4 protein-coding genes are annotated in these 19,567 nt (G+C 54.2%); 2 read left to right on the top strand and 2 right to left on the bottom strand.

Features of this window, described 5'->3' with window-relative positions; all coding sequences use genetic code 11:
* Positions 1-4: 4 nt before the first annotated feature.
* Together RA157_RS10405 and RA157_RS10400 are read right to left on the bottom strand one after the other, a co-directional pair.
* The gene (locus RA157_RS10405; RefSeq protein WP_350333055.1) at positions 5-1,144 is read right to left on the bottom strand and encodes a phosphotransferase; all 1,140 of its coding nucleotides are present in this window, start codon (positions 1,142-1,144) and stop codon (positions 5-7) included.
* A gap of 12 nt (positions 1,145-1,156) precedes the next feature.
* Positions 1,157-14,806, bottom strand: coding sequence for a cadherin domain-containing protein (locus RA157_RS10400; protein WP_350333054.1), 13,650 nt, complete (start codon positions 14,804-14,806; stop codon positions 1,157-1,159).
* A gap of 357 nt (positions 14,807-15,163) precedes the next feature.
* On the opposite strand from RA157_RS10400, the gene RA157_RS10395 reads away from it, so the two are divergent.
* Positions 15,164-16,870 (top strand): ABC transporter transmembrane domain-containing protein, encoded by a 1,707-nt coding sequence (locus RA157_RS10395; protein ID WP_350333053.1) that lies wholly within the window; start codon positions 15,164-15,166, stop codon positions 16,868-16,870.
* Positions 16,867-19,539: an ATP-binding cassette domain-containing protein gene (locus tag RA157_RS10390; protein ID WP_350333052.1), complete on the top strand. Its 2,673-nt coding sequence runs from the start codon at positions 16,867-16,869 to the stop codon at positions 19,537-19,539. Before RA157_RS10395 ends, RA157_RS10390 begins: the two co-directional genes overlap by 4 nt.
* Positions 19,540-19,567 lie beyond the last annotated feature (28 nt).

The raw sequence follows: 19,567 nt of genomic DNA, 5'->3' as shown, positions 1-19,567 counted from the left end.
TCCTTCAGGTAAACTGAACCGTAACCGGACCAACCAGCGCCGTTTTTTCTGTCTGGATATGATCGGGCAGATCCAGCAGCCATTCAACAAGCGGTGCTGTCAGCTTGTCCCGACCTGCCCATGATGCAGCACGCTGGCACAGAGCGGCGAACCCGCTTTCTGTCACCAGTATGCTGTCATTGTCCAGGCAGGCCTGATTATCCCACCACAACCGGCCGTCTTTCTTGATGAGAATATTCGACAGACGAATACACATGTGCAGCGTCGCCATTACCCTGAGATAGCGCTGCCCCGCAGCCTGTGGCCGGTGTCTGCAGAAAGCGGGCAGAATTTCCTCGAAGATGAAGTCATCCTGAACAAGATCGTTGGGCAGGGTCTCATCACCAAAGAACCAGGCAAGGTCGTCGAGAGGATCGCGTGTGCCGCAATGCTCAAAATCAAACCAGCGGATGGTACCACCTTCCCCGACCATCGCATTGCCAAGACGCGCATCCCATTTGATAAACCGACGTTCCGTGCAGGTTAGAAGCTGATGAATGCCATCCAGATCAAGAGCCGGACTTGGTTCCACTTGCGCCAGTCTTGCGAGTTTTCTCGGCGCATTGGACAGATTGCTCACCCAGCTGGCACTCTTGCCAATGGGGGCGACCTTCTCGCTCAAACCAATCTGATGTCCCAGTTTCTGCAAAGTCAGAAGAGACTGAAGCGCCTTTTCAATGAGAATCTGCTGCTGGTGCCGTGATTTCTGTGACAGAACAAGCGGCAATCGCAGATCGCCCAGATCCTCTGTCACAAGCCAGTGGCCTTGTGCCGCATGCACTTTCGGGACAGACAGTCCGGCTTTGCGCAAATGCACCAGTACATTGCGTTCAAGAACTGCACGTTGTCTCACCTTGCGGTACATCAGGACAAGGGATGGTCGTCCAGCAAAAGAAACCCGCCAGACGTCGCGTGCCTCTCCCCCGAGAGGGGCCAGACTTTCGGGGCTCTTGCAGAGATGCTGGCATACAGCCCAGGCCTGGTCATCCGACAGGCATTCGACACCATGCAAAGTCTCAGAAAGGCCTGGAGTTGGCCCATGAGGGTTTACTCTCCAGGCTTCCTTTGCCAATTGCGCCCTAAAGGCTTCGTAGGTTCCTTCCACCACGGCTTGCCCCTACCACTCGATCTGCTCAACATTCTCGAAGCTGAGCTGGCTGCCATCAGACAGGGTGATGGTTCCGTCGGCATCGTCGCTCAGCAATAGTGTATCACCATCCTGACCGACAATGCTGCCGCTGGTCAGTGCCAGGGTCCAGTCGGTGTTGTACTCTCCGGCATTTGACTGGATATCAATGGTATCCGTCCATGAAGACCCGGCACCGCCATCAAAGTAATCCTGACCATCGCCAAGGCCGAAGGTATAGGTATCACTTCCGGTCTCTCCCCAGGCCTGGTCATTGCCAGCACCGCCATCTAACCAGTCATATCCGGTACCACCCCAAAGCTGGTCATCGTTGTTACCACCATGGAGATAATCATCATGGGCGCCGCCCCTGACCAGATCGTTGCCATTGCCCCCGTAGATGTGATCCTTGCCATCGCCACCATTCAAGGTGTCATTTCCGTTGTAGCCTCGGATAACATCGTTACCATCATTACCATTGATGGTTTCACCGTAGCTTGTACCGCTGATGTTTTCTGCCTGACTGGTTCCGTTATAATTCGCGCTGGTGTAGTAAGCATCAGAGCTAGAGCCAACACGTACAGTCGCCACCTGCACATTGTGCTCGGCATAGTCATCTACATGAATGGTGAAGTTTTCTGTGTAGGTGTTTCCGGCTGAATCGGTCACCTGAACACCAATCGAGTGGCTGGTGCTGGTCTCGTAATCCAGACCACTCTTCACCCGCAGTTCATCACCGACAATCTCGAACTTGCCGCCTGCATCATTGGTCAGGCTGTAGGTGAAGCTTTCACCGCTGTCCGGATCGGTCGCCGAGAGCGTACCGACCACATGACCATTGCTGGCATTCTCGAAAACAAACCGATCGGACAGACCGATGTCGGTTGGTGCCTGGTTAATCTCTACCGAACCATCCGCAAACTGAAGAGTTTTTGCATCGACAATCCTGTCTGTGCCATCTGGGGAGCCCGGGCGATTATCAGCAACTGTATAAACCCCGTTGCCTTCATCCGTAATCGTGTAATCACCCTGATTGCCAGTAAACGTCACCGTGTCTGCACCGCCCTGGGTCAGGAACACATCATCACCGGACGTCCCTGTGAGAATATCATCCCCTGCCGTGCCAGATTTGATTGTGCCAACCGTATCGGTGGCCGTTGTTGTGCTACCGTCCGCAGAGTTCGTACTGGTAGCTGTTACAGATACTGAGAACTGAGGAGAGCCATCCGGAACATGAGCCGACAAACCGGCCAGATCGGAGGTTGCTACAGTCCAGGTCCCATCTCCATTATCAGTACCCGCGGAGAGCGTTACCCCATCCGGGATTCCAGATATAACAACCGGGGAAATCGTTACAGCCCCATCTGGTGTGTCGAGTCCAACCGAAATATTCAGCGGAATATTATGCCCTTCCTCAGTGATTTCATTAATAACCACATTGTCAAAGCTGACACCGCTATCATTGTCATTCGAGCTCAAGCCAAATGTACCGATTGCCGGCTGTTCACCGGAAACACTAATTCGTTCAGTGCCATCAGTCGAAACCGTAATGCCTGAACTGTCAACGACGACCTGCAGATCAAAATTGCTGCCAAGATTCACCTCGTCGACAGTCTGCAGAACAGTTGGATTACCATCTTCAACCTTAATAAGCACAAAGTCACGATGGCTATCTGAATCATCTTTACTTATCGAGGTTTTAAGCCATTTTACTTCATAGTAATTATCGCTGTCCTCATAACCAAAAACGATACCAACATTATCATTATAGGAATTCCCGGTATCGGTACTGATGTTGACATTAATTTCATAAGAATTACCTCCAACATCACCGCTCAGGTCTCTTCCCAGGAAGCTGTTTCCAGCATCACTTTGTTCAACAACGCGGCCGCCCGACACAGACCAATTGTTCGCTTTGTTTTCGCCACTGACGTCAACAACACTCCATCCATTGGCATTCCCGTCGTTAAAGTTATCCGAGAAGGCCTGAGACATCTCTCGGTCCTGATGTGTCGGCGTACCAAAAGAACCAGACACCGTGACCTCAGCCACATCTGCAATGTTGACTGTTAGATTCTCAGAGTGCGTCCCGCCATTGCCGTCACTGGTTGTCACGGTCACCGTGACGGGCCCGCCTTCAGCCTCATGATCAAGGCTGACGCCATCTTTCAGCTTCAGCTGCTTGGTACCATTGCCATCATCAACGATCTCAAAGCGGCTGTCAGACACCGTGTAGCTGTGCGTATCCCCATCATCCGGGTCATCTGTCTGGAGGTTTCCGACAATCGCGCCTGCATCATTCTCGTCAATGGTGGCGGAGTCAGCATAGTCCGTCACATCCAGACGCACATCATCGAAGTAGTTATTGTCTCCGGTGTTGTCGCTAACCAGTTCAATCCGAAGATCCTCACCATACTGGCTTGAGAAAGCCTGAAGCTCCTGAGCACTCAGATTGATCGACACGTCAACGAAGTTCTCGCCATTGAGCGCGAAATCTCCTTCATCTACTGATTTCAGCAGAGTGTTGCCCGCATAGAGCCGAACTTCATACCCGGCTGGTGTGCCTCCAGCATCATTTGTCGCAACCTTGACAGACAGGTTCAGATCCGTATCTGCGGAGAGCTTCTCACTCAAGGTTTGTGAGAATGTCCCACCACCCGCATTTATATAACCAACATTCTCGCCTTCAGCCGGTGCAAACGAGTGCGAATCCTGGACATCCCATGCGCCCGCCTGTACCGCATTCTGCGTCCAGCCGGTCGGTGCTGATCTTGTGAATCCACCATCGGCGAACGCATCATCCTCAAATCCTGCATTTACAATCGTTGCACTACGCGTAGTGCTGCCAATCGAAATATCCGTTGGCGCCTCATTCACGTCGGACACGTTGATCGTCATGTTCTCGGAATAGGTGCCGCCGTTACCATCATTTGCGGTGACCGAGACAGTCACACTGCTTTCGGTCTCATGATCCAGGCTTACGCCATCCTTGAGTTTGAGCTGCTTGTTGCCGCTGCCATCATCAACCACTTCAAAACGACTGTCGGAGACCGTGTAAGTGTGAGTGTCATTAACATCCCGATCTACGGATGTCAGTGTTCCGACCACTGCTCCCGCATCATTTTCCGTAACTGTATTGGCCGACAGATTGATGTCGGTGACCTGATCGTTACGCCCTGTAACCGTCACAGTGTGGGTTGCGACGTTACTCTCAAGGCCATCGTCGTTGACAACCTTGTACTGGAAGGAGACGGTCGTGCTCTCGCCAACACCCAGATAATCGAACGCCGCCTCATTGCCATCCGGATTTATCTCCGAACTGAAGAAGTATCTGTCATCATAGAGATGGGAGACGGTTCCCTCACTTGGGTTCGACACAATCTGATAGCTGTATCCCGTCGAGAGCGCGCCAGTCGGCGTGCTGAAACTGAAGACAGATGCAGCATCCTCAGGAGTATGCGACGAGCTGTCTGACAGCGTGATTGTATCAACAACGTCGGTCACATTAATCGTCATGTTTTCGGAATAGACACCACCGTTGCCGTCATCAGTGGTAATCGTCAGATTGACCGATGTTTCGGTTTCATAATCAAGACTGACACCATCCTTCAACCGCAGAATTGGGAAATCACCTGAAGTGTTCACCTCGAAGCGGCTGTCAGAAACCGTATAGGTATGCGTATCGCCATTGTCCTCATCCACGGTCGACAGGATACCAATTGTGGCTCCATCTGCATTCTCTGCAACCCTGTGAAAACCGGAGAGTCCAATATCGGTCGGTCCTTCATTGACGTCAGACACATTAACCGTGAGGTTCTCGGAATAGGTACCGCCATTGCCGTCGTCAGTTGTGACAGAAACTGTAACAGAACCACCCTCAGACTCATGGTCGAGGCTCACACCGTCTTTCAGCTTCAGAACTGGAGATGCGCCAGAGGTATCAATCTCAAACCGGCTGTCAGAAACCGTATAAGTGTGTGTGTCACCGCTGTCCTGATCAACTGTGGACAGAGTGCCAACCGCAGCACCGGCAGCATTCTCGGCAATGGTGTTGCCGCTAATGTTGATATCACTCGGGCCATCGTTCACATCAGACACGTTGACCGTGATGTTCTCGGAATAGGTGCCGCCATTGCCATCATCGGTAGTCACGGAAACCATGACAGAACCACCCTCGGCCTCATGGTCAAGGCTCTGGCCGTCCTTCAGCTTGAGCTGTTTGTTGCCACTGCCATCGTCAACAACCTCAAACCGGCTGTCAGACACTGTATAGGTGTGCGTATCGGCACTGTCCTGGTCAACAGTAGACAGGGTTCCGACTGTGGCACCGGCAGCATTCTCGGCGACCGTGTTGCCGGAGATGTTGATGTCCGTCGGACCCTCGTTCACATCCGACACATTGATCGTGATGTCCTCGGAATAAGATCCCTGGCGACCGTCATCAACCGTCACAGTGACAACAACATCTCCACCCTCGGCTTCATGATCAAGACTCTGGCCATCCTTCAGCTTGAGCTGTTTATTGCCACTGCCATCGTCAACAACCTCAAACCGGCTGTCAGAAACAGTGTAGGTATGCGTGTCACCCGCATCTGCATCGGTTGCAGACAGGGTTCCAACAACAGCGCCATCCACATTCTCAGCGATGGTATCACCACTGATATCAATGTCTGTCGGGCCTTCGTTCAAAATATTGCCGACGGTGATTGTCCCGTCTGCAAATTCGAAATTCTCCACATTGGTCACAGTGTCAGTGCCATCCGGAGAGCCCGGACGATTATCAACAACCGTGTAACCGCCGTTACCATTATCCGTGATTGTGTAATCGGAGCGATCACCGGAGAAAACAGCTGTATCTGTGCCGGTGCCACCGTCGATGCTGTCATTGCCGCCACCGCCGGTCAGTCGGTCATTGCCGTTTCCACCACCATGCAGGACGTTGTCACCACTATCACCGGTAATCGTGTCGCTCAAATGACCGCCGTAGACATTCTCCACATTGGATATGGTGCCATTGCCAGCCGCATAGACGCTGTAAGTTCCCGCGCCCAGATCAACATTGACCGTATTGACGCCGCCAAATCCGTTGAACGAAAGCGTGTCCGTTCCTGTACCGCCATCAATCGTTTCATTATTACCGAACCCGACAATGATCTGGTCATCACCAGCTCCGGCATCAACATGATCCGTTGCGTAGTCGGCTTCAATTGACCACGCGCCAGTACCTGTGAACAGGTCGATAACATCATTGCCGTCGCCGGCATTGATCGTATCTGCGCCATCACCGCCGATGATATGGTCTTCTTCAGAGGTACCCGTAATGATCTCAGCAGCTGAATCCTGTGCTTTGGATCCTTCATAGTCCGTGACGGATACAGAGACCGTCTTCGAGACCGTATTGCCCGCGCCATCCTCAACTTCGACAACGATGTCATACTGGGAAATTGTCTCATGATCGAGATGCCCGCCAGCCTTGACAACAATCGTATTGCCCTGAACCTCGAACGGGAAGGAACTGTCGATCGTGACCGGATCACCATTCTGATCTGTGGCTGACTGGATGGTGAAGGTATGACTGTCCCCTCCATCCTCGTCAATGGCGCTCAGATTGGCAACGACTGTACCAGCAGGGTCATAGGCAGAACCAATCGTGCCACCATCTGTAACACTCTCCTGAACGGACTGAGAACCGCTGATATTGATATCGGTCACAGCTTCATTCACATCAGAGACGTTGACCGTGATGTTCTCGGAATAGGTGCCACCATTGCCGTCATCAGTGGTAACAGAAACCGTGACAGAACCGCTCTCGGCTTCATGGTCGAGGCTCACACCATCTTTCAGCTTCAGAACCGGAGATGCACCGGAGGTGTCGATCTCGAAACGGCTGTCAGAGACTGTATAGGTGTGCGTATCGCCTACATCTTCATCGGTGGTGGACAGAGTTCCGACAACAGCACCGTCTTCATTCTCGGCAATGGTGTTGCCGGAGATGGAGATATCCGTCGGGCCTTCATTCACGTCACCAACATTGATGGTGAAAGTCTCACTGGACGTGGAGCCATCGCTGGAGGTGGACAGGACCGTCACCGTGTGGGAAGCATCACTTTCATGATCCAGCTTGCTGCCATCAGCAACGCTGATCTCACCCGTATTCGTATCGATGGTAAAGCGGCCGTCTGCATCATCGGACAGGGAATAGGTCACGCTGTCCGTTGCATCCGCATCAGAGGCAGAGGCCGTGATACCGACTGTTGTGCCATTGGCAGCGTTCTCGGAGACCGTGTTTGCAGCGGCATCCGTGTCGGTTGTTGCACCGGTTCCAGACTCGTTCACATCACCAACATTGATGGTGTAGCTCTGGGTTGAGGTGGACCCGTCTGTGGACGTCGCCGTCACTTCAATGGTGTGGCTTGCAGCTGCTTCTCTGTCGATGGAGCCAGCAACAGTCACTTCACCTGTATTGGCATCGATGGCGAACAGACCGCCTGCATCATCAGACAGGGAATAGGTCACACTGTCCGTACCGTCCGCGTCGCTTGCAGAGGCTGTGATACCCACGGAAGAACCGACAGACGCATTCTCAAGCACCGCGTCAGCAGCGCTGTTCGTGTCAGAAATCGCCGAGACATCGGCTTCATCTGCATCGTTGATGGTAATCGTGACCACATCGTTATAAGTCAGGCCGCCTGAATCTGTCACCTGAACGGTGACATCCATGGATTGCGCGGTTTCATAATCGATCTTGCTGGAATCAGCGACCGTGATAATGCCGGTGTTCGGGTCAATGGCAAAAGCACCATTCGCGTCATCGACAAGGCTGTAGGTATGCGTATCACCTTCATCCGGGTCAGTGGCTGTGATCTGGGTTACAGGCGTTCCGTTACCATCACCCTCGCCAACAGAGATCTCGGCTGTTGTTTCAAGACGGATATCGTCGAAATTGATCTCGTCCCCGTTTCCGGTATTGAAAAGCTCAATTCTAAGCGGCTCGCCATAATGATCCGAGAATGCTTCCAGCTCGTCTGCGCTTAATGTCAGGGACGCTTCAATGAACTGCCCTTCCGGGGGATCAAAATCCGAATTGTCAACGCTGCCGAGGAGCTGATTACCCGCATAGATGCGGATTTCCCATCCATTCGCATCAATGCTGGGACCACGGTCACCGACCATTGCTGACAGAGAGTAGCTCTGACCAGGTGCAAAATCTTCATTGAGCGTTTGGGATGCAGTCGCATCACCCAGCAAATAGGCTGTATTCTCGCCTTCCGGTGCATCGGTGAAACCGGAATTGTTGACATCCCAGACACCGACGACACTGCCAGTTGTATCCCAGCCGTCAATGTTTTGATTAGCCGACATACCGTCTGAGAGCTGCTGTGCTTCAAACCCTGCATTCTGAATAGAGACGGAGTGACTCGTTGGCGTGGTGAAACCTGTGGGGCCTTCATTCACGTCAGAAACATTGACCGTGATATCTTCGGAGTATGTCCCACCATTGCCATCATCTGTGGTGACAGAAACTGTCACGCTGCTTTCAGCCTCATGGTCCAGGCTCACACCATCCTTCAGTTTCAGAACCGGAGATGCACCGGAAGTATCAACCTCGAAACGGCTGTCTGAGACCGTGTAGGTGTGCGTGTCACCACTGTCCTGATCAACCGTGGACAGAGTGCCGACAACAGCACCGTCTGCATTCTCGGCAATGGTGTTGCCAGAGATGTTGATGTCTGTCGGGCCTTCATTCACATCAGACACGTTGACCGTGATGTTCTCGGAATAGGTTCCGCCATTGCCATCATCGGTGGTCACAGAAACCGTGACAGAACCACCCTCAGCTTCATGATCGAGGCTCACGCCATCCTTCAGCTTCAGAACAGGAGACGCACCAGAGGTGTCGATCTCGAAACGGCTGTCAGAAACAGTGTAGCTGTGCGTATCGCCGCTGTCCTGATCAACCGTCGACAACGTGCCAACTGTGGCACCAGCAGCATTCTCAGCGACCGTGTTGCCGGAGATGTTGATGTCTGTTGGACCGTCATTCACATCAGAGACGTTGACCGTGATGTTCTCGGAATAGGTGCCGCCATTGCCATCATCGGTGGTCACAGAAACCGTGACAGAACCACCCTCTGCCTCATGATCGAGGCTCACGCCATCCTTCAGCTTCAGAACAGGAGACGCACCAGAGGTGTCGATCTCGAAGCGGCTATCAGACACAGTGTAGGTGTGCGTATCGCCACTGTCCTGATCAGCCGTGGACAGTGTGCCGACAACAGCACCATCTGCATTCTCGGCAATGGTGTTGCCAGAGATGTTGATGTCCGTCGGACCATCGTTCACGTCAGAGACGTTGACCGTGATGTTCTCAGAGTATGTCCCGCCATTGCCGTCATCAGTGGTGACGGAAACCGTAACAGAACCGCCCTCGGCCTCATGGTCGAGGCTCTGGCCGTCCTTCAGCTTAAGCTGCTTGTTGCCACTGCCGTCATCAACAACCTCAAACCGGCTGTCAGAAACCGTGTAGCTGTGCGTATCGCCGCTGTCCTGATCAACAGTGGACAACGTGCCAACTGTGGCACCAGCGGCATTCTCAGCGACCGTGTTGCCGGAGATGTTGATGTCCGTCGGGCCATCATTCACGTCAGAGACGTTGACCGTGATGTTCTCGGAATAGGTGCCGCCATTGCCGTCATCAGTGGTCACGGAAACCGTGACAGAGCCGCCCTCGGCCTCATGGTCGAGGCTGACGCCATCTTTCAGTTTCAGAACAGGAGACGCACCAGAGGTGTCGATCTCGAAGCGGCTATCAGACACAGTGTAGGTGTGCGTATCGCCACTGTCCTGATCAGCCGTGGACAGTGTGCCGACAACAGCACCATCTGCATTCTCGGCAATGGTGTTGCCAGAGATGTTGATGTCCGTCGGACCATCGTTCACGTCAGAGACGTTGACCGTGATGTTCTCAGAGTATGTCCCGCCATTGCCGTCATCAGTGGTCACAGAAACCGTGACAGAGCCGCCCTCGGCCTCATGGTCGAGGCTGACGCCGTCTTTCAGCTTCAGAACCGGAGATGCACCGGAGGTATCGATCTCAAACCGGCTGTCAGAGACTGTATAGGTATGTGTATCACCCACATCTTCATCGGTGGTCGACAGGGTTCCGACCGTGGCACCAGCGGCATTCTCAGCAACTGTGTCACCGGAGATGGAGATATCCGTCGGGCCTTCATTCACGTCACCAACATTGATGGTGAAAGTCTCACTGGACGTGGAGCCATCGCTGGAGGTGGACAGGACCGTCACCGTGTGGGAAGCATCACTTTCATGATCCAGCTTGCTGCCATCAGCAACGCTGATCTCACCCGTATTCGTATCGATGGTAAAGCGGCCGTCTGCATCATCGGACAGAGAATAGGTCACGCTGTCCGTTGCATCCGCGTCAGAGGCAGAGGCCGTGATACCGACTTTTGTGCCATTGGCTGCATTCTCGGCAACACTGTTTGCAGCAGCATCCGTGTCGGTTGTTGCACCGGTGCCAAACTCGTTCACATCACCAACATTGATGGTGTAGCTCTGGGTTGAGGTGGACCCGTCTGTGGACGTCGCCGTCACTTCAATGGTGTGGCTTGCAGCTGCTTCCCTGTCGATGGAGCCAGCAACAGTCACTTCACCTGTATTGGCATCGATGGCGAACAGACCGCCTGCATCATCAGACAGGGAATAGGTCACGCTGTCCGTACCATCTGCATCACTGGCAGAGGCTGTGATGCCCACGGAAGAACCGACAGACGCATTCTCAAGCACCGCGTCAGCAGCACTGTTCGTGTCAGAAATCGCCGAGACAGCACCCTCACTCACGTCAGAGACGTTGACCGTGATGTTTTCGGAGTAAGTGCCACCATTGCCATCATCTGTGGTCACAGAAACTGTCACGCTGCTTTCAGCTTCATGGTCAAGGCTGACGCCGTCTTTCAGTTTCAGAACAGGAGACGCACCAGAGGTATCAACCTCGAAGCGGCTGTCTGAGACCGTGTAGGTGTGCGTGTCACCACTGTCCTGATCAACCGTGGACAGAGTGCCGACAACAGCACCGTCTGCATTTTCGGCAATGGTGTTGCCAGAGATGTTGATGTCTGTCGGGCCTTCATTCACATCAGAGACGTTGACCGTGATGTTCTCGGAATAAGTGCCGCCATTGCCATCATCGGTGGTCACGGAAACCGTAACAGAACCGCCCTCGGCCTCATGATCGAGGCTGACGCCATCCTTCAGCTTCAGAACCGGAGACGCACCGGAAGTGTCGATCTCAAACCGGCTGTCTGAAACCGTGTAGCTGTGCGTATCGCCGCTGTCCTGATCAACGGTGGACAGGGTTCCGACCGTGGCACCGGCAGCATTCTCGGCAATGGTGTTGCCGGAGATGTTGATGTCCGTCGGGCCGTCATTCACATCAGACACGTTGACCGTGATGTTCTCGGAATAGGTGCCGCCATTGCCATCGTCTGTGGTCACAGAAACCGTGACAGAGCCGCCCTCAGTTTCATGGTCGAGGCTAACGCCGTCTTTCAGTTTCAGAACTGGAGACGCACCAGAGGTATCAACCTCGAAGCGGCTGTCTGAGACCGTGTAGCTGTGCGTATCGCCGCTGTCCTGATCAACAGTGGACAGGGTTCCGACCGTGACACCAGCGGCATTCTCGGCAACCGTGTTGCCGGAGATGTTGATGTCCGTCGGGCCGTCATTCACGTCAGACACGTTGACCGTGATGTTCTCGGAATAGGTGCCGCCATTGCCATCATCGGTGGTCACGGAAACCGTAACAGAACCGCCCTCAGCTTCATGGTCGAGGCTGACGCCATCCTTCAGCTTCAGAACCGGAGATGCGCCGGAGGTATCAATCTCGAAACGGCTGTCTGAGACCGTATAGGTGTGCGTGTCAGATGTATCCAGGTCGGACGAGGACAACGTGCCAACAACGGCACCGTCTGCATTCTCGTTGATCGTCGCATTGCTGATACTGATATCTGTCGGGCCATCGTTGGTTCCGGTTACAGTGATCACCATCTCGCCCTGATCGGTCGACCCTCGACCATCATCGGCTTCAAAGGTGAACCGTACTTCACGGGTTTCACCAACAGCAAGATCATCGAAATCTGCGCCCGGATCAAAGCTGTAGCTTCCGTCCGGGTTCACCGTTACAGACCCTTCGGCAGGGCCTGATACCAGAGAGTAACTCAGCGCATCACCGTCGAGATCAGAAGCTGATACAGAGCCTGAAACGTCCGTATTCTCTGACGTGGTTGCCGTTGAATCAACGGCCGTTACAGCTTCGTTCACATCAGAGACGTTGACGGTGATGTCCTCGGAATAAGTGCCGCCATTGCCGTCATCAGCCGTAACCGTAACTGTCACGCTGCTTTCGGTTTCGTGGTCAAGCGACACACCATCTTTCAGTTTCAGAACCGGATCGCCGTCTGCATCAGTGACGACCTCAAAGCGGCTGTCAGACAGGGTATAGCTGTGCGTATCACCAACATCTTCGTCGGTCGTGGACAGAGTACCCACGACAGCGCCATCGGCATTCTCGGCGATCGTTGTGCCGGTGATGTCGATATCCGTCGGGCCTTCATTCACATCTGTCACAGAAACGGAAAATGTCTCTGTAATTGAAGAGCCGGACACATCGGTCACTGTGACGGAAACATCCACTGTGGACGCGGTCTCATGGTCGAGCGTCACACCGTCTTTCAGTTTCAGAACTGGATCAGGGCCGGACGTGTCCACTTCAAACCGTGGATCGGACACAGCAAACGTATGGGTGTCACCAACATCTTCATCTGTGACGGACAGAACGCCCGCTGTTGCGCCTGCATCGCCCTCAGCAACAGCAGACGGCGTTATGCCCAGTGCGGAAGGTCCGTCATTCACATCAGAAACGTTGACGGTAATATCTTCAGAGTAGGTGCCGCCGTTGCCGTCATCTGTAGTGACAGAAACCGTGACCGATCCTCCCTCAGCCTCATGGTCCAGGCTCACACCATCCTTCAGTTTCAGCACAGGAGACGCACCGGAGGTGTCAATCTCGAAGCGCGGGTCAGAAACAGTATAGGTATGTGTATCACCCAAATCCTGATCAGCCGTCGACAGCGAGCCGACAACAGCACCATCTGCATTCTCGGCAATGGTATTGCCCGAGATGGAGATATCTGTCGGACCGTCATTCACATCGCTGACAGAGACAGTCAGCGTTTCTGTGATTGAAGCACCGGCTGAATCGGTCACCGTCACAGCAACATCAACAGTGGATGCGGCCTCATGATCGAGTGTCACGCCGTCTTTCAGCTTCAGAACCGGGTTCGGACCTGATGTATCCACTTCAAACCGTGGATCGGAAACCGTGAAGGTATGCGTATCACCAGTATCAACATCCGTAACGGACAAGACGCCTGCCGCTGCCCCGCCATCACCCTCAGTAACAGGGGATGGTGTCCAGTTCAGTGCAGACGGCCCCTCATTAACATCTGTCAGATTGATCGTGACATCTTCAGAATAGGTACCGCCATTGCCATCATCCGTAGTGATCGTCACAGAGACGAAGCCATTTTCAGCTTCGTGATCAAGCGTCACGCCATCTTTCAGCTTCAGCTGCGGGCTGCCGTCTCCATCGGTAACCACCTCAAAACGCTGATCAGATACAGAATAAGTATGTGTATCAGATGCATCCAGATCACTGGTCGACAAGGTTCCGATGACCGCGCCCGCATCTTCTTCCGCAATTGTCGTATTGGTGATCTGGATATCAGTCGGGCCGTCATTGGTACCCGTTACGGTGATTTCCATTTCACCCTGATCAAAACCACCTTTACCGTCTGTCACCTGGAATGTGAACGTGACCGTCTGGCTCTCGCCAACCGCGAGGTGATCGAAATCTGATCCCGGATCAAAGCTGTAGCTGCCATCCGCATTGATGATGACAGAACCGGAATCCGGGCCGGAAACGAGATTAAAGCTGAGACCATCGCCCTCTGCGTCCGTTGCAGACAGCATGCCGTCAACAGATTCATTTTCGGTTGTTGTCTCATCACCATCGACAGCGACAGCATCAAGGTTCTGTGCGCCACGCACAGATGAGCCAGCACCTGCACCGTCAACGCCTCCGGCAGACCGCGCAGCAATCCCGTTCTGGTCCTCGGACCGGAACGGGTCCAGCTGCATGGTTTCTACGCCGCCCTGGCCCTCAACACGACCAAGCTCGATGGCGTCCTTATTGGTCTCACCGTTGGATGTTGCACCACCATCCAGCATGGTTGTTGGAGCAAAAGCAGACCCGTCGGTCCCTTTCGCATCGCTCAGATCCGTTGTATGCGGCATCCCCGGCAGAGAATAATCCGGCACCATGCCGTCATCCATCTTCGCGCCATCGTCCTCGCCGGACACAGCCATGGTCTCTGGCTTAGGATCAAAACCATAATGGAGGTTCGGATTGACAATATCCCGACGTTCTACCGGATCACCACCGATACCATTATTGGCCGCTGCAGCGTCCAGGGTCTCATCGCGTGTTTTGCTGTTGGCTTGCGAGAGATAGCCCTTTGCATTCTGCTGTCCGTTCTGCGATCCGTCAGTTGGCTTTGCCATGTCTGCCTCCGATTGCGCGCGTCCGCGCGGGTGCATTTCTTTGGCAGCAGTCTGGCGGAATAAGCTTAAGCTGAGGTTTAATCACAACAAAACTTTTGAACGACCACCTCAATCAAGTACCCAAACACCCCATCGAAGTGTGACTTTTTGTTGTCATGGTTAAGCCTGCGTAAACACAATCCGGGTCAGTATGGGGCTGTTTCGAAACATTGTGCTCCGGTAGCTTCGGCGAAAGACTGATCGTCCATGCGGCAAAAAACACAAAAAAAACAGCGCAAAGCGCAGACACAGCAGTCCGGTCCGACTGAACTCAAGCAGGGTTCTAATCAACCACGCCGTGCATCTGTGCGGGCGGCGATGACACTGATCAGGCTTCCCAGAAAGGTCCGGAACCTCTGGTTTGCCAAGCTGGTGAAGATCCCGCTCTCGATCAAGTTTTCATCCCTCTTCATCAATATTCTCGGCCTGGTGATGCCGCTGGTCATCCTGCAGGTTTATGACCGGATTGTGCCGAACCAGGCACTCGGCACTTTCTTCTACCTGATTGCGGGTACGACCACTGCAATTGTTCTTGATGCGGTTATGAAAACCGTCCGTGCCAATATGATCGGGTGGTCTGCTACCCATTTCGACTACGCTGCCAGTCAGGATGCCCTGTCGCGGGTCCTGTCCGCGCAATCGCGTACGATCGAGAAGGATATTCCAAGCCTTCATATTGACCGGATGAATGCGCTGACCTCCCTGGCTGCTGCCTATGGCGGGCAGGCGCGCCTGCTGGTTATCGATCTTCCGTTTATCTTTTTGTATCTGGGGCTTATGGCCTTTATCGGCGGGCAGTTGGTACTGGTTAGCCTGGGCCTGTTCTGCGTTTTTGCCATCGTCAGCGTGAAACGATCTGAAGCCCTGCAGGCGGCTGAGAGCGAACGACGGACACTTGATCACCGCAAGAGTGATTTCATCATTGAATGTCTGTCAGGGATTGAAACCATCAAGACTATGGCGTGTGAGCCGCAGATGCAGAGGCGTTATGAGCGTCTGCAGCGCACTCATGCCGGAAACTCCCTGCACAGCATTGATCTGGATGGAACCAGCCAGAGCCTGAACGGCCTTATGTCCTCTCTTTCCATGGTCCTGATCGCTTCTGTCGGTGGTGCGATGGTGATCGGGCAGAATCTGTCACTTGGCGCCCTGGCAGCCTGTCTGCTGCTGGGCGGCCGGACAGTGGAGATTTTCGTTCGCGCTCTGCGTGTATGGGGCGAGTTGCAGAATCTGACCATCGTCCGTGAACATGTGGAGGAGCTGTTTACGCTTCCTGCACCATCCGAACCCACCCAGCTTGATCAGGACAAGCTGGAGGGCTCGCTTTCGCTCAAATCTATGTCTTTCCGGCACGAGGGCGCTGAAACCGATCTGTTCAAGAGCCTCGATCTTGAGATGGAACCGGGAACCATCATCGGCATCCGCGGCTCCGATCATTGCGGGCGCACCACCCTGCTCCGCATCATGCGAGGCGAAATCAAGCCGACCTCCGGCTCATCTCATCTGGATGGCTTTGATGCCGCTGAGGTGTTCAACAGCGCCTTGCGCCAGAATGTCTGTTTCGTCCCTCGCAACCCGACCATTTTCAATGGCACGATTCTGGATAACATCACCATGTTCCGTGGCGGGGACAGTCTGGAACGGGCGAGAGAAGCAACCCAGCTTCTGGGGCTTGAGGCCGATATCAACCGCCTGCCGGACGGCTATGATACCCAGATGGCCCAGGGCGTACGAGAAGCCCTGCCTGCAAGCTTCATCCAGCGTGTGGCCATTGCCCGGGCGCTGGCGACCCGACCCAAGGTTCTCTTGTTCAATGAATCGAACAGCATGCTGGACCAGGGGGGCGATACAAAGCTGCGAAATGCTCTCCTGCAGTTGAAAGGCGACATGACCATGGTGCTGATCAGCAACCGACCGTCATTCCTGGCAATCGCCGATCGGGTCTACATGCTTGAGGACGGAAACCTGTCCCTTCTGGAAGACAGAACGACTGTTGTGCCACAGCAGGTGGAGCAGGCATCATGACAGATCAGGACAAGACCGCACCGCCAGAGGTCAAGGCCGGGAACAAAGCTGACACCACAGCAGACGGCAAGACAGAGAAGCCGTCCAATCCGCTTGAAAGCAAACTCAAGGCGGAACTGGGGCAGCAACTCAAGACGCCTGATGCCGATAACAATGCTGACAATGGCGTTCGTGAACAGCAGGAACGCCTGCGCAGCTCGTTCTCGTTCGGCACAACTGCAGACGGCAAGACAGACGCCTTTGTTTTCAAACCGGCCCGTCCTGCTGCCAAGGCAGATGCCAGAAATGAATCCAGTTCAGAATCAACGCCCGAAGACGATGGCGCGAAAAATATCGGCGCGACAAGTGACGTAACATCGGGCGACACGGCTGCAGAAGCACCAGAGGCCACGGTTTCTGATGCAGCATTGCCGGATGCCAGCAGTTCCGCAGAGCAATCTGATCGGGAACCCTCTGACGAGGACAAGCCTGAAAACAGCACAGAGGACGCGGAAAAAGAGGCAACCATGGCTGAGCCGGAGGTGGACGAAAACCTGTCTGCCTCTACCCAGGCCCGTTCCGAAGTCCTGCATGAATTTGGCGGCCCATCCGCGATTGCAGCCCTGGAAAAGCTTCTGGATGCTCTGGAGTGGACCGGATCGGCCCGGCATCTCAAAGAGGTTCTGCCCCATTTCGACATTGCTGATGATGTGGACAGCGTCCGCGCCGTTCTGGCGCGTCTGAACTACGCCTCATTTGACCGTATTACCCGCCTCAAGGATATCGCTCCCGGTGAGCTGCCCTGCATTCTGGTGGATGATGACGGCGAGTGCCACGTGCTGCTCTCTTACACGGACGATGGCAAGTTCATCAAAAAATTCGACGGCATCACCCGGCAGACTGAAACCGTTCCGGCCAACAGAACCAAGGTCCGCATCTATATGGTGACGGCCGTCAACAGTCAGGCCGTTCAGCGGAAGGTGCTCAAATTCGGCTGGGTTGCAACAGTCGCCGGGGCCTTTCGCGGTCTATTCATCCGGCTTCTGGCCATCAACTTCCTGATCAACCTCTCCGCGCTGGCTGTTCCCATTTTTATTATGGCAGTCTACGGCACGGCCATTGCGTCAAAATCCTTCGACACACTGATTGCTCTGGCGTCCGGTATTCTGATTGTGCTTGCGGCTGACTGGATGTTACGGCGCATGCGATCGCGGGCGCTGGCCTATATCGGCGCGCGCTTTGACAGTCTTCTGGCCATCAATGTGTTTCAGCAGCTGCTGTATATGCCGCTGACCATGACGCAATCAGCTCCGCTCGGTACCCAGATTACCCGAATCAAGCAGTTTGACGGGATCAGGAACCTGTTCACAGGCGCTTTCGGCACCGCGGTGCTTGACCTGCCCTTCATGCTGATATTCCTGACAGTAATCGGCTTTATCGGCGGTTGGCTGGTGATGGTTCCCCTAGCCCTGATGGCAGCTTATCTGGTGCTGGCCATCCTGACTTTGCCAGCAGCCCGCCGCTATGCATTGGACAGCGCAGGCGTCCGGGCAGAACGTCAGAATATGCTGGTGGAGACATTCTCCAAGCATCGCGCCATCCGTGATAACGGTATCGAGGACATCTGGCTTGAGCGGTTTGGTAAGCTGAATGCGGAGCACACAGCCATCTCGTTCCGAGTGCAGCAGCTCAATCTGCGGGTCCAGACCATATCCCAGACCCTGATGATGCTGTCCGGCGTCGGCACACTGACCATTGGCACACTGCTGGTACTCAATCAGGTTCTGTCCATTGGCGGTCTGATCGGCTCTATGGCACTGGTCTGGCGCGTTCTGGCACCAATCCAGACCGCTTTCCTGAGCCTCTATCGCATTGGACAGGTGGTTGAGAGCGTCAAGCAGATCAATCGCATGATGACCATCAAGACAGAGCGCCAGCCTGGCGTGGTGCCGACCATTTTCCGCCGCTTCATCGGCCAACTGACTGTTGCAGGTGTTTCCTTCCGCTATCCTCTTCAGACGGAGCCTGCCCTTAAAGGCATTGCAGCCAAGATTGAGGCTGGAGAGATTGTTGCGATTACCGGAGCATCAGGGTCAGGCAAGACCACCATGCTCCGCACTCTTGCCGGTCTTTATTCTCCACAAGCCGGAGCCATTCAGATTGATGGACTGGATCTGCGTCAGCTCGACATGGGAGAATATCGCGCAGAAATCGGCTATGTGCCTGATGTTGCGGAGTTCTTCTACGGAACTGTCGCTCAGAACCTGCGCTTTTCCAATCCGACTGCGCGCCGCGAAGATCTTGAGCGCGCCCTGGTGGAAGCCGGCATTAGCCTGCCCTGCACTCACATGCCGGACGGGCTTGAAACAAGGCTCAATGCGAAGCGCCTTGCCAGCCTGTCTGACAGCTACAAACAGCAATTGCTGCTGGCGCGCGCCTATGTGAAGAACGCCTCTGTGATGATGATGGATGAACCGGCCAACTTCCTTGATAACCGCAGTGACCAGCTGTTCATGGACAAACTCTCGTCATTGAAAGGCAAGTCCACTGTCCTGTTCACCACGCAACGACCCAGCCACATGAAGCTCGCTGATCGTGTGCTGGTGCTCCATGAGGGCATGCTGGTCATGAATGAGGTTCCGGACAAGGTGATCCCCGCCCTTTATGGTGGAGACAAGAAAAGCGCTTGAAATAAGGCTTTAGCAAAACCTTCTCCAC

The sequence above is a fragment of the Coralliovum pocilloporae genome (assembly GCF_030845175.1).
In the GTDB taxonomy this organism is placed as follows: Bacteria; Pseudomonadota; Alphaproteobacteria; order Rhizobiales; family Cohaesibacteraceae; genus Coralliovum; species Coralliovum pocilloporae.
This window is presented reverse-complemented; position numbering and strand designations above follow the sequence as displayed.

What these genes read in the sequence shown, in the direction of transcription:
- RA157_RS10395 (WP_350333053.1), top strand. Translation starts at nt 15,164, where the DNA reads ATGACACTGATCAGGCTTCCCAGAAAGGTCCGGAACCTCTGGTTTGCC.
- RA157_RS10400 (WP_350333054.1), bottom strand. Translation starts at nt 14,806, where the DNA reads ATGGCAAAGCCAACTGACGGATCGCAGAACGGACAGCAGAATGCAAAG.
- RA157_RS10390 (WP_350333052.1), top strand. Translation starts at nt 16,867, where the DNA reads ATGACAGATCAGGACAAGACCGCACCGCCAGAGGTCAAGGCCGGGAAC.